Origin of the sequence: Lentzea xinjiangensis (genome assembly GCF_900110955.1) — a bacterium.
GTDB classification, from domain to species: domain Bacteria; phylum Actinomycetota; class Actinomycetes; order Mycobacteriales; family Pseudonocardiaceae; genus Lentzea; species Lentzea xinjiangensis.
This window is the reverse complement of the sequence record NZ_FOFR01000001.1, coordinates 534,970-547,730: the sequence shown is the minus strand read 5'-3', so window position 1 is coordinate 547,730 and position 12,761 is coordinate 534,970. Positions and strand designations below refer to the sequence as shown.

Genomic DNA, 12,761 nt, shown 5'->3' with positions numbered 1-12,761 from the left:
ATGCTACGGACCTGCGGCCATAATCAACTGTGATGTGCGACAACTACGGCAGCTTCGTCCGGCTGGGTGTCACCTGTCGGCCCTCCCGTTCGATCGCACGCCTGAGGTGTCCTGGAGGGGCCAGCCGCCTGATCTTCCCAGGCACCAGAAGCGCAGCTCGGCGCATGATCCGCAGCCAACGGTCGGCGTGCGCGTACGGCGCACGGCCGTGCAGTTCGAGGGCCCAACCGGGCAACACCGAGTACGCCAGGTGGCCCACCAGCACCCGGTACAGCGGCAGGCCGTGGCGCAGCGGACCCCTGACAGGCGGGCCGTGCAAGAAGTCGTAGATCACGTCGGAATCGGCTGTCCGACGCAGATCCGGACGCGTCCGTTCGAAGTAGCCCGCCATCTCGCGCCGCGATCCCGGCACTTCGTCCGGGTGGAGCCCGACCAAACTGGCGGCGAACCTCTGCTCCGCGTAGTAGAGGTCCTTCTGCCGGTCCGACAGTCCGTACCCCGCCCGGTCGAGAACTGTTTCGAAGCAGTAAACCTCCGAGCAATGCACCCACAGCAGCAGCTCGGGCTCGTCGACGCGGAACGTTCTGCCGTCGACGACACCGCGCAGGCTCCGGTGGGTCGCGCGCACCCGTGCCGCCGCCCGCGCGATCTCCTCGTCGGTGCCGTAGACGCCGAGCCCGACGAAGTCCGCCGTCCGCTTCAGCCTGCCCGGCGGGTCCGCCTGGAAGTTCGAGTTCTGCACGACCCCGGCGACGGCCTTGGGGTGCAGTGCCTGGAGGTAGAGACTCGCGATCCCGGCGATCCACATCGTCGGATCGGCGTGCATCTGCCAGCTCACGGAGTTCGGATCGAGCATGCGGACATCGTCCCGCCTCGCGAAGATGAAGGCCATGGAACTGGACCAGGCACGGGACGTGCTCCGCAGCCAGCACCGAGCGGTCTTCTGCGCGTTGAAGTCGGACGGCACACCGGCCATGTCGCCGGTGCTCGTCGCATTGGACGACAACGGCGACGTGCTCGTCTCCACGCGAGCGACGGCGTACAAGACGAAGCAGGTCCAACGCGACCCGAACGTCTGGCTCTGCGTGCTGCCGGACAGCTTCTTCGGCCGATGGATCCAAATCAGCGGAACGGCGACGGTCGTGCCGTTGCCCGAGGCGATGGACCTGCTGGTCAAGTACTACCGGACCATCTCCGGCGAGCACGACGACTGGGACGAGTACCGGGCCGCGATGCAGCGCGAGCAGCGCGTCATCCTGCGCGTGTCCCTCACCGGCGCGGGTCCGGACCGGACGGGGTGAGGCCGAGCACGTAACACCGTTAGCGGGTGAAACGATTCCACGGGGACGGCGGCGACCGGCAGGCCGACCTGGGGAGCGGAAGCGATGACTGGTGGCAGACGCCGCGGCTACGGCACGGTCGCGGTGGCGGTGACGGGCGCGGCCTTGATCGCCGGGCTGTTCGCGGCACCGCCGGACAAGCCGGTGGACATCCGCCTGGTCGCCCCGCCGCCCCCCTCGCCCGAGGTCGTCACCGCGACCGCCACGACGACCGTCTCCGCCGTCGGTTCCGCGCTGTTGCCGCCTTCGCCACCGCCTCCTCCGCCACCGCCGCTGCCACCGCCACCGTCACCGACCGTGGTCGCGCAGTCACTTCCACGTCAGAAGCCCGACCCGACGTCCGCGGCGCCGCCGGCGAAGCCGCGGCCACCCAGCCTGTTCGACCTGCTGCGCTGCGACCGGAAGCTCGTCAAGGACCAGGGCTTCGACCGGTGCCTGGAGTGGCCGCTCGACGCCAAGGCGTTCTGCGACTTCCTGAAGAGCAGCCCGCCCCAGGCCGAAGCGCGCGGCAAGGACGGCCGTGGCCGGGACGGGTTCGAGCTGGCCTGCGACGACTAGCGGATCAGGCGCGCGAGCGGGCCTTCAGCTCCCGCAGCGTGCCGAGGTTCGCCTCCGCCAGCGCGCCGAGCAGCTGGGCCTCGCCGAGGTAGTGGTCGTCGATCAACGCCTCGACCTCGTCGTCGTTCATCGCCGGCACGACCCTCGCCGCCATCCGGTTCATGTTGCGGTAGCTGCCCTGCAACAGGAACGAGCCGCCGCTCGCCGCCGACGCGATGTAGTGCCGGTTGACCTCCAGCACGACCTCCTGGATCCGCCGCAGCTTGCCGACCACGGACAGCATCCGCTCCAGCTCGGCGCCCTGGTGCCCGTGGCGCACGTTCTCGCCGTTCGCCAGGCGCACCAACGGTTCCACGTCGACGCCGTTGAGGGTCGGGTTCGAGCCGGACGCGTTCTCCAGGTAGCTCAACGCGAAGAGGTCCTCGCGACCGGACAGCACGTCACCGAGGTTCCACACGTCCGCGCGGTTCGCCAGCATGTCCGGGACGCGGAACGCGCGGCCGGTGCCGGTGTACGGGTTGCCCGCCATCGACACCGCGAAGCGCTTGCCCCGCAGGTCGAACGTGCGTGCCTCGCCGTCCCAGACCCCGTCAACGCGTCGTTGTGCGTCGCACAGCGAGATGAACTTCTGCAGCAGCTCAGGTGATGTGTGCTGGATGTCGTCGAGGTGCAGCAGAACGTTGCTGCCCAGGGCGAACGCGAAGTTGATCCGCTCGACCTCCTGGCGGGCGGTGGCATTCGGGGCCTCCTGCGGGTCGAGCGAGGTGACGCCGGTGCCCAGCGCCGGACCGTTGACCTTGACGAACACCATGCCCAGCCGGTTCGCGACGTACTCCATCAGCGTCGTCTTGCCGTAGCCGGGCGGGGAGATCAGCATCAGCAGGCCGGTGCCGTCGCCGAGCTGCTTCGCGAGGTTGTCGCCGATCAACGGCAGGTAGACCTCGTTGAGCAACCTGTTGCGCACGAACGTGTTCAGCACCGCGGGCCGATAGTCGTCGAGCCGGAGCCTGCGGCGTTCCGCGGCCAGCAGCTCGTCGCGCCGGCGCTGGTAGGCGCGGAACGCGGGCACCTGCTCGGTGGCGAACCTCCTGAGCCTGGTGAGGGTCTCGTCCAGGCGCACCTGCATCGTCCGGTTCTCGATCCTGGGGTGCGTGCCGAGCAGGCCCGTGGCGGTCCCGGTCAGCGCGGCGCTCGAGTCGTAGCGCGGCAGGTCGGTGAGCAGGACCGCGACGACCTCGGGGAACTCCGGGCAGTCCTCCTCGCCGAGGAACGCCCGCAGCCACGCCTCGATGAGGTCGCGGTCGCGCAGGTCCTCCGCCACGACCGCGTGGAACCTGTCGATCACCGCGCGGGCGGCCTTGCTCGTGACGAAGCCCCTGGGCTCGCAGGCCAGTTCCTCGAACAGGTACTCCGCGGCCAGGTCGTCGATGCCGAACTGCGCGGTCAGCTCCGCGATCCCGTGGGTTCCCCCGAAGATCGTGCGGGCACGGGCGAGCGACTCGGCCTTGCGCGCCCACACCGCCCGCCGCTCCTCCGGCTGCTCCGACCAGAAGATCTGCGCCGCGGCCCGTGCCGCCGGCGGGTACCTCAGCAACCCGGCTCCGGCGTGCAGCCGGAGCAGGACGGCGAGGATCTTCTCGGCGTCGTGGTCGTGGACGCCCCTCTCGTAGCCCTCGTCGTACCGCTCGGCCGCGGCGTCCGCGACGTCCGCGCGGCCCTCGGCGAGCAGGCAGCCGGCGAGGTGCTCCGACCGGTAGACGTCCTGCGTCTCGGAGACCAGGAGTTGGTCCCAGAACGGCTTCGTCGCGGCGAACGCCGGATCGGTGACCTCACCGCGGTAGTCGGTGCCCGTCACCGCGTAGAACATCCGGCCGTCGCGCGGCACCAGCGTGAGGTCCACCGGCTCGGTCGTCACCGGGAAGCGGTGACGACCGAGCACGATCGACGCGCCGTCGTACAGATCGGCCCGGTCGCGCAGTGCCCGGCCTCCCTCCTGCCGGGCATCGCGCAGACCCGCGTCGAGCTCGTCCGCCCGCACGTCGCCGAGCTCGCGGAGCTGCCCGGCGACGGTGCGGACCTTGGCGACCATCGGGTCGCCGGCGAAGTAGGTGTTGATCTCGTCGGTCGAGGTGAGCTTGCCGACGCGGCGGCGGATCGTGCCGAGCACCCGTTCCGCCGACTGCACCAGCCGGTCGGCCTTGCGCGCCCGCTCGTCGAGCAGGGTCTGCTTGCGCGCCGAGAACGCCTCGTAGACGTCCGTGCGCTTGGCGTCCACCTGCGCGAGGAAGTCGTCGAACTCCCCGAACCGCGACTCCAGGTTCTCCAGTTGCAGCAACAGCCGGCCGAGCTGGTCGGCACAGCGCTGCGGGGTGTCCGCGACCGACAGCGCGCCGGTGATGGCCTGGCCCAGCAACGCGAACTCGGCGGCGAACTCGGCGCGGCCCTCGGCGTTCGCGAGCAGCGCGCGACGACCGTCCACAGCGGCCCGTGCACGGTTGACCGCGGCCAGCACCTCGCCGATGCTCGCGAGGATCGCCGTGCGGGTGGTCGTGTCGGCGGCGTCGAGCGTGCTGACCACCTCGGTCAGCACCTCCAGCCCGGCCTGCTGCCGCGCGAGGCGTTCGCGCAACGGCTCCGCCTCCGCCGCGGTCCTCAGTTCCGCGGCGGCGATCTGCTCGATCTCCTCGTGGTAGGCGGAGAACGCGCCCTCAGCGCTGAGGAACTCGACGGCTCTGCGCGCGGCCGCGCCGAGCTCCTCGACCAGCTCGGCCTCCCGCCGGTCGATCTCCTCCAGGTCGACGTACCTCAGATCCCTCAGGGTGATCAGGCGGCCCTGGGCGGAACGCAGGTCGGCCAGCAGCCGCACCCACTCGTCGGCGCTGCGCGGTGCGGCCGACCTGGCGAGCCTGATGAGCGAGGCGAGCTTCTCCGCGGCCTGGCCGAGCTGCCCGGCGGCGTGCTCGGTGAGCGCGCGCACTGCCTCGAACTCGTCCAGCACCTGCTCGGCGGTGGCCCGGATGGCCTGGACGTCCTGCTTGAGCCCCAGCTCGTCGAGCCAGTGCACGCCGTCGACCACCCTGGTGCACAACGCGATCAGGCTCTCGAACACCGGCGTGCTCGGCGTCGTCCCGGCGACCGTCCTGGTGATGGACAGGCAGTCCGAGATGCCGCGCACGAGCTCGGCGTTGCCGATGCGGGCGAGCGGACCGGCCTGCTCCGGCAGCACCTCGTCGGCGAGGAACGGCGTGCGCCACACCTGCATCGGGTGGACGCGCACGGCCTCGGAGCCGGTCTCCCGGAAGATCACCAGCGTGCCGTCGGCGAAGAGCGAGTAGCCGTGGCACACCAGCGGTGTCGCGACCTCCTTGCGGATCACGTTGTAGGGCAGCAGCAGGCTGCGGCCCTCGCGGCGGGCGTGGAAGACGTACAGCACGTCCTCGCCGTTCGCGGACCGGACCACCCGCTCGAACTCCAGGTCGTCCGTGTCGACGTCGAACGTCTTCTCCCCGCCCGTGACGAGGTAGTAGCCGCCGGGGAAGATGATCCCCTGGTCCTCCGGCAGCCGCTGGCAGGCCTGGCCGATGCCGTCGAGCCGCGCCACGGCCTTGGTGCGGGTGTTGAAGACCAGGTGCCGCCACGCCGTTTCCTTGTACGGCAGGATGCGCAGCAGGACCAGCGGGCCGACGCGGGCGTAGTGCACGTCGGCGTCCGCGAGGCTCTGCAGCGGTTCGTCGACGGGCTCGGAGTAGACGCCCTCGCCGGACTCGGTGTTGTTCTCGACCTTGACGGTCAGCGTGCCGCCGACGGTCTCGACGAAGACCTCGTCGTCGATCGCGATGTGCGGGTGCCTGCCGAGCACGTGCTGCTCGCGGGTCGTCTCGACCCACGTGAAGTCGTGCGAGGGCGGGAAGACGTGGTCGCGGTCGCCGCGGTTGTCGACGTAGGTGACCGTGCCGTCGACCTTGACGTCCCAGCGCAGGACGCGGATGTCCTCGATTCGCGCGCCGGTCTGGAACACCGCGAGCAGCCGCGACTCGACGACCCGGAGCTGGAGCAGCCTGGTCTCGCGGTAGTACCGGTACAGCTCGGCGAAGTCGCTGCGGAACCCGGGGTCCCGCAGGAACTCCGCCTCGACCGCGCCGAAGTCCCTGTCGTGCACCGCGAAGACGTCGCTGACCGCCGTCTCGGGCTTGAGGCCCATGAACACGTTGTAGCCGAACAGCATCACGTCGCCGAGTGCCACGATGTCGCGCGGCACGCAGTTGTTCTCGGTGCGGACGCGCTCGGTGGCGACGAGTTCGAACGCCGTGCTGCCGAACGTCTCGACGCGCCGGGCGTTCAGCGCCTCGGTGCTGCGGGCGAGCGCGCCGGCCTGGTCGGCCAGCCGCGCCCGCAGCACCTCGTACGCGCCGGCGTCCAGCCCGGGTGGAGTGGACGTCGTCATGCGGGCTGGCCGTTGTTCTTGGCCATCTGGGTGAGCGCGATGGCGGCGGCGATGTTCTGCGCGTCACCCGTGGTGAAGGAGCTGAGGATCTTGGTCAGGTCCTCGGGGAAGCTCGCGGAGCCGTCCATCCACTTGGCCCCCAGCGCCTGCACCACGTCCGAGCCGCCGACGAACCCGTCGACCTGCTTGCCCGCGGTGATGGCGCCGGCGATCTTGTCGAAGAACACCGCGTCGCCACCGATGATGTCGATGTCGGCCTTCTCCAGGCCCGCGGCCAGGACCATCGCCTGCGCCTCGGCGATCTGGCGCTGCACGTCGATGCCCTTGAGGCGGATCTCCTTCTCGGCCTCCAGGCGCAGCCGGTACTCCTCGTGCTCGCGGGTCGCGGTGTCGAGCGCGGCCATCGCCTCCGCCTTGTGCGACAGGCCTTCCGCCTCGCCCTTGAGGCGTTCCTTGATGCCCTCGGCGTCGGCCAGCGCCTTCTCGCGGTCGACCACGGCCTCCGCGCGGCCGAGCGCCTCGGACGCGGCGGCGTCCCGTTCCTTGACCTGAGCGTCCGCCAGGCCCTTCGCCGCGGCCTCCGCCTGCGTGCCCTCCGCGAGGCGGATCTTGGCGCGGGTGTCCAGCTCGGCGGCCTGGTTGCGCGCCTCGGCGAGCACGACCTCCTCCCTGGCCTTGTGCTGCGCGGCCTGTTCCGCGGCCTCCGCCGCCTTGATGTCCTTGACCAGCGACTGCTGCGCCTCGGCCTCCGCCATGATGACGATCTGCTGGCGCTCGCGCTCGGCCTCCTCGACCGCACGCAGGCGCTTGATGTTCTCCTCCTGCTCGGCCACGGTCTTCTCGACCGCGACCCGCTCGCGCACCAGGTCGGCGATGGCCCGGCGCTCGTGCTCGAGCTCCTTGTCCTTCTCGATCATGCGCAGCGCGGTCTCGCGTTCGCGGGCGATGACCTCCAGCATGCGGTCCTTCTCGATGCGTTCGGTCTCGACGGCGATCACGCGCTCGCGGTTCTTCTCGGCCACGGCGATCTCGCGGGCCTTGTTCTCGGTCTGGATGCCGAGCTGCTCCTCCGTGCGGATGAAGGCGGTGTTGGCCTTGAGGCGTTCCTCGGCCTGCACCTTCTGCGTCTCCGCCTCCTGCTGCGCGCGGGCGGTCTCGATCTCCCGCCGCTGCCTGATCTCCGCGTCCGCCTGGCGCCGTTCGAGCTCGAGGATCGCCTCGCGCGCGCTGACGTTCTGGCGCGTGATCTCCTTCTCCTCGTTGCGGGTGAACTCGTTGGTCTTGACGTGCTCGATCGCGGTCAGCTCGGTGATCTTGCGGATGCCCTGCGCGTCCAGGATGTTCGCGGGGTCGAGCTGCTTGAGCGGCGTCTGCTCCAGGTAGTCGATGGCCGCGTCCTCGAGGCTGTAGCCGTTGAGGTCGGTGCCGATGACCTGGACGATCCGGTCGCGGAACTCGTCGCGGTGGGTGTAGAGGTCGACGAAGTCGAGCTGCTTGCCGACGGTCTTGAGCGCCTCGGAGAACTTGGCGTTGAACAGCTCCTGCAACGTCTGCTCGTGGCTCGCGCGTTCGGTGCCGATCGCCTGCGCGACCTTGATGACGTCCTCGACGGTCTTGTTGACGCGCACGAAGAACGTGATGCGGATGTCCGCGCGGATGTTGTCGCGGCAGATCAGGCCCTCGTTGCCGGCCCTGCGGATCTCGATGGTCTTCACCGAGATGTCCATCGTCTCGCACCTGTGCAGCACCGGGAGGACGACCGTGCCCGTGAAGGTCACGTCGACCTTGCGCATCTTCGAGACGATCAGCGCCTTGCCCTGCTCGCACTTCTTGAACAACCGGCTCAGCGTGATGGTCGCCAAGATCAGCACGACGACGATCACGGCGATCAGCACGACCAGACCCGTTGAGATCGCACCCATGTCAGCCCCCTGTGGTGGTGATGTCCACGACCCAGAAGAACTCGCCTTCCGCGTCGTAGTCGAAGATCAGCGCGGTCTGTCCCGCCTGCAGTTCGGTGCTCCGCGCGGCTCGCACCTGCACGACCGCCGTGCCCCCGTCGTCGGCGGTCACCTCGGCCTGCCCGTAGTGCTCCGTGACCCGCGCCGTGCGGACGATCGCGGTGCGGCCCACGAAGTCGTTGCGGGAAGCCGGTTTCTCCGGCCGCGTCCAGTTGCGCATCGGGATCGACAGCAGCTTCGCCAGCAGCGCGCCCACGAGCAGCGCGCCGGCGAGCACGGCGTACCGGAGCTTCCCCTCCGGCGTGAGCACGGTGCCGACCAGCGCGGCGAACCACGTGGTCACCACGAACATCGAGATCGACACCGGGAGCACCGGGGCGTCGAAGTCCATGCCCACCAACGCGACCGTGAGCCAGTACGCCAGCACCACGAGCACCAGCAAGCTGAACAGCACGGTCGGGAAAGCCAGCGCGGCAGCCAGGAAATCGGTCATCATCGCCCCCCTTCTCGGCACTCTGATGCGCGAGACGGCGAATCCGTTGCACTTCGAGGAATGATCGACCGAGATCGATGGTTCTCGCGTCATGGACATCGGGGTGCAGGGACTCGACATCGGCGACACCGCCGGACCGGACGAGACGCGGCGGTTGACCCAACTGGCCGAGTCACTCGGCTACCGCTCGTGGTGGCGTCAGACCACGTGGTGCTGCCGAGCCCGCGGGTCGACCCGTCGCCGTCCGAACCGGACACCGTGGTCGTGGACCCCCTGGCGCACCTGAGCTACGTCGCCGCCGTCACGTCCCGGCTGGAGCTCGCCACCGGCATCGTGATCCTGCCCCAGCGCAACCCGGTGGTGCTCGCGAAGCAGGTGGCGTCGCTGGACCTGCTGAGCGGCGGGCGCTTCACCCTCGGCATCGGCGCCGGCTACCTCGAACCGGAGATGACGGCCGTCGGGGTGTCGTTCGGCGACCGGGGCGCCCGGACCGACGAGTACCTCGACGCGATGGACCAGCTGTGGCACGCCTCGTCGCCGGCGTTCTCCGGCGAGTTCGTGTCGTTCTCCGGCGTGGACGCGCACCCCAAGCCGTCCAACGTGCGGGTCGTGGTCGGCGGGCACAGCGCCTCGGCCTTCCGGCGGGCGGTCACCCGTGCGCACGGCTGGTTCGGCATCGGGACACCCGCCGACGTCCGCGGCCACCTCGCCCGGTTCCCCGCGCGGCCCGACGGCTTCCGGATCAGCGTGTCCGCGCAGGTCCCGCTGTCCGCGTCGGTGATCAGGGAGTACGAGGACCTGGGCGTCGACGAGCTGGTGATCCACCCGCCGATGTTCGACGGCACCGTGGACGAGGTGCTGGAGCGCAACGCGGAGTTCACCGGCTAACCTCGGTCGTCGTGATTCCCGTCGTCGTGCTCGCCGGCTTCCTGGGCTCCGGCAAGACCACCCTCCTCAACCACCTGCTGCGCACGTCCGGCGGCACGCGGATCGGCGTCGTGGTGAACGACTTCGGGCGGGTCAACATCGACGCGTTCGCCGTGTCGGCCCAGGTCGACTCGATGGTGACGCTGTCCAACGGCTGCCTGTGCTGCGCGGTCGACGGCACCGAGCTGGACGACATGCTCGCCAAACTGGCCTCCGCCGACCTGGACGTCATCGTGATCGAGGCGTCCGGGCTCGCGGAGCCGTCGGCGCTGGTCAGGATGGTGCTGCAGACCTCGGGCGTGTCGTACGGCGGGCTGATCTACGTCGTGGACGCGGTCGAGCACGGCGCCGTGCCGGACCTTCCGCGCGCTCTGGCGCTCGCCGACCTGGTGGTGCTGAACAAGGTCGACCGGGTGTCCGAGCCGCCGGCGCTCGACTGCCCGGCGCCGGTGCTGCCGGTGTCCTACGGCCGGATCGACCCGGCGTTGCTGTTCGAGGTCCGGCCGCCGGACCTCGGGCCGCGCCAGTTGTCGTTCGACGACCTGGAGGACCACTCCACGCACGCGCACGCCTCGTACGACAGCGTGACGTTCGAGTGCGATGAGCCGTTGCACCCCAAGCTGTTCGTGGACTTCCTGGCCGCACGGCCCGAGGGGTTGTTCCGCGCCAAGGGTTTCGTGCGCTTCGGCGGCGGCACCTTCATGCTGCACACCGTCGGCCCCTACGTCTCGTTCACGCCCGTCGACGACGCCCCGACTCAGCTGGTGCTGATCGGGGCGGGCATCGAACCGGACTCGCTGACGGACTGGCTGCTGGCGTGCGTCGCGGACGGACCGGTCACCGAGCAGGACATGCTCTGGGTGCTCCGGTACGCCCGCGACTGATCACTTCTTGCAGAAGGCCGTGTCCATCACGTCGAACATCTGCTGGAACGTCCTGGCCGGGTCCTTGCCGAAGGTGCCGGGCAGCGCGGTGAGCGTGATCGCGGCGTGGCCGCCGTTGTCGGTGGCCCCGCCCAGCGACGCCCAGCCGTGGATCGAGCCGCCGTGGCCCCACCAGACTCCGCCGCAGCTCAGCTTGGTGCTCTCCAGGCCGAGCCCGTACGCGCTCCTGTCGTCGATGGCGACGGTCTTGCGCATCTCGTCGAGCTGCGCCTTCGGCAGGAGGCCGCCCTGCAGCAGCGCCCGGTAGAACTTGGCCACGTCAGCGGGGGTGGAGACCATCGCACCGGAAGTCCACGCGGCGGACGTCTCGATCTCCGTGGCGTTGACCACCGCGGACTTCGGGTCGAGCAGGTCGCTCAACGCGTAGGCCTGGGCGTGGCGGCCGCGGATCTGCCGCTCGCCCTGGCCCGGCCAGTACGTGTCCTTCAGGCCGGCCTTGGTGATGACGTCCCCGATGGCCTCGCCGACCGGGCGGCCGGTGACCTTCTGGACCAGCAGCCCGGCGACGACGTAGTTGGTGTTGCTGTACTCGTACTTCTCGCCCGGCTGGAGCGCCGGCTGCTGCCGCAGCGCGGCGTCCAGCAGCTCGTGCGGCTCGAAGTACCGGTCCCGGATGTCGGCGATCTTCGGAACCCCGACGGCCAGCACGTAGTCCGGCAGCCCGCTGGTGTGCTGGAGGACCTGGCGGACGGTGATGCGGTCGTCCGTGATGTGCGGCACGAACCGGTTGACCGGCTCGTCGAGCTGGACCTTGTTCTCGGCGACGAGCCGCAGCGTGGCGACCGCCACGAACGACTTGGTGATGCTGCCGATGCGCACCCGCCCGTTGAGCGGCGCCTTGCCCGCCACGTGGTTGCGGCCGTTCACGTGGGCCTCCACGCCGGGCGTGCCCTCGTGGACGATCCGGTCGAGCTGCTGGGGGATGAGCAGGGACAGAGCGGTGATGGCTGCCGCGACGATCATTTCGCACCGCACAGGGCAGCGTCCACAGTGGCCAGCATCGCGCTGTGCGCCTTGTCGCCCTCTTCCGGCGTGTCCTGGAAGGTGCCGGGAAGTGCCGTGACGGCAACGGAGAACGCCCTGCCGTCCGGCGCGACGCCACCCCGCGTCTCGTAACCGTGGATGTCACCGCCGTGGCCCCAGTAGCGGCCACCGCACGTGAGCGGGCTGCTGGCGATGCCCAGGCCGTACTCGGCGCCCGGCCACATCTCGCCCTTGGTGTCGACGGTCTTCTTCATCTCCTCGAGCTGCGCCTTCTGCACGAGGTCACCCTTGAGGAGGGCGCGGTAGAAGGAGTTGAGGTCCTTGGTGCTGGAGACGAGCTGACCGGCCGCCCAGCCCCACGACGGGTCGAGCTCGGTGACGTCCTCGATGCCGTTGCCGGTCATGGCGTACCCGTGCGGGTGCTTGCCGCGGATGCCCTGCTCGCCGACACCGGGCCAGTAGGTGTCCTCGAGGCCGAGCTTGCGGATGATCCGCTGCTCGACGTTCTCGGCGATCGGGCGCCCGGTGGTCTTCTGGACCAGCAGCCCCAGCAGCACGTAGTTCGTGTTGCTGTACTTGAACTTCTCGCCCGGCTGGTTCGTCACCGGGTGGGCGTTGGCGACGTCGAGCAGCTCGCGCGGCTCGAAGTAGCGGTGCCGCAGCTCCTCGAACCTCTCCAGCCCCAGGTGCCCCGTGTAGTTCGCGAGCCCGCTGGTGTGGTTGAGCAGCTGCCGCACGGTGATCCGGTCGTCCTTGATCGCGCCCGGCAGGTAGTGGTTGATCGGCTTGTCGAGCTCGACCTTGCCCTCGCCCACGAGCTGCATGACCACGGCGGCCACGAACGCCTTGGTGTTGGAGCCGGCGCGGACCCGCCCGTTCTTGGGCACCGGCACGCGTTTGCCCACTTCGGACGTTCCCGACGTGTACGCCGAGGTCCTGCCACCGGCCTCCGTGACCGTGCCGAGCGCCGCCGGGAACTCGTGCTGCTGCACGAGCCCGTCGAGCTGCTTCTGCAGCTGCCCGCTCGGCGCGGCCAGGGCCGTCCCGGTGAACAGCATGGCCGTTGCCAGCACCCCTACCAGCGTCTTCTTCATCCTGTGCCTCCGTTGC

Annotated in this window: 10 protein-coding genes; 4 read left to right on the top strand and 6 right to left on the bottom strand. The window is 69.9% G+C overall.

Annotated elements, in window-relative coordinates:
- Positions 1 to 43: 43 nt before the first annotated feature.
- Entirely contained in the window at positions 44 to 856 is an 813-nt protein-coding gene (locus BMW88_RS02720; protein ID WP_089949439.1) for an oxygenase MpaB family protein, read from the bottom strand.
- Between BMW88_RS02720 and BMW88_RS02715 the strand changes: the two genes are divergently transcribed.
- The gene (locus BMW88_RS02715) at positions 855 to 1,301 is read left to right on the top strand and encodes a PPOX class F420-dependent oxidoreductase (protein ID WP_245777523.1); all 447 of its coding nucleotides are present in this window, start codon (positions 855 to 857) and stop codon (positions 1,299 to 1,301) included. The genes BMW88_RS02720 and BMW88_RS02715 overlap by 2 nt on opposite strands.
- An 84-nt stretch (positions 1,302 to 1,385) precedes the next feature.
- Entirely contained in the window at positions 1,386 to 1,898 is a 513-nt protein-coding gene (locus BMW88_RS41615) for a hypothetical protein (protein ID WP_177220919.1), read from the top strand.
- A gap of 4 nt (positions 1,899 to 1,902) precedes the next feature.
- On the opposite strand, the gene BMW88_RS02710 is transcribed toward BMW88_RS41615, so the two are convergent.
- Genes BMW88_RS02710 through BMW88_RS02700 form a run of 3 tightly spaced genes read right to left on the bottom strand, consistent with a single transcriptional unit; the run spans position 1,903 to position 8,796 of the window.
- Positions 1,903 to 6,342, bottom strand: a complete 4,440-nt coding sequence (locus BMW88_RS02710) for a DNA repair ATPase (RefSeq protein ID WP_177220918.1) — start codon at positions 6,340 to 6,342, stop codon at positions 1,903 to 1,905.
- Positions 6,339 to 8,264: a flotillin family protein gene (locus BMW88_RS02705; RefSeq protein WP_089948768.1), complete on the bottom strand. Its 1,926-nt coding sequence runs from the start codon at positions 8,262 to 8,264 to the stop codon at positions 6,339 to 6,341. The genes BMW88_RS02710 and BMW88_RS02705 overlap by 4 nt, the downstream gene beginning before the upstream one ends.
- Before the next feature lies 1 nt (position 8,265).
- The gene (locus BMW88_RS02700; RefSeq protein WP_089949438.1) at positions 8,266 to 8,796 is read right to left on the bottom strand and encodes a hypothetical protein; all 531 of its coding nucleotides are present in this window, start codon (positions 8,794 to 8,796) and stop codon (positions 8,266 to 8,268) included.
- 189 nt (positions 8,797 to 8,985) lie between these two features.
- Between BMW88_RS02700 and BMW88_RS02695 the strand changes: the two genes are divergently transcribed.
- The gene (locus BMW88_RS02695) at positions 8,986 to 9,684 is read left to right on the top strand and encodes a TIGR03619 family F420-dependent LLM class oxidoreductase (protein WP_218147978.1); all 699 of its coding nucleotides are present in this window, start codon (positions 8,986 to 8,988) and stop codon (positions 9,682 to 9,684) included.
- 11 nt (positions 9,685 to 9,695) lie between these two features.
- The gene (locus tag BMW88_RS02690) at positions 9,696 to 10,607 is read left to right on the top strand and encodes a CobW family GTP-binding protein (protein ID WP_089948767.1); all 912 of its coding nucleotides are present in this window, start codon (positions 9,696 to 9,698) and stop codon (positions 10,605 to 10,607) included.
- Here the strand turns inward: BMW88_RS02690 and BMW88_RS02685 are convergent, their stop codons facing one another.
- Positions 10,608 to 11,630 carry a serine hydrolase domain-containing protein gene (locus tag BMW88_RS02685; RefSeq protein ID WP_089948765.1) on the bottom strand — a complete coding sequence of 341 codons (1,023 nt, stop codon included), beginning with the start codon at positions 11,628 to 11,630 and terminating at the stop codon, positions 10,608 to 10,610.
- On the bottom strand, positions 11,627 to 12,745 hold the full coding sequence (locus BMW88_RS02680) for a serine hydrolase domain-containing protein (RefSeq protein WP_089948764.1): 1,119 nt from the start codon (positions 12,743 to 12,745) through the stop codon (positions 11,627 to 11,629). Before BMW88_RS02680 ends, BMW88_RS02685 begins: the two co-directional genes overlap by 4 nt.
- Positions 12,746 to 12,761 lie beyond the last annotated feature (16 nt).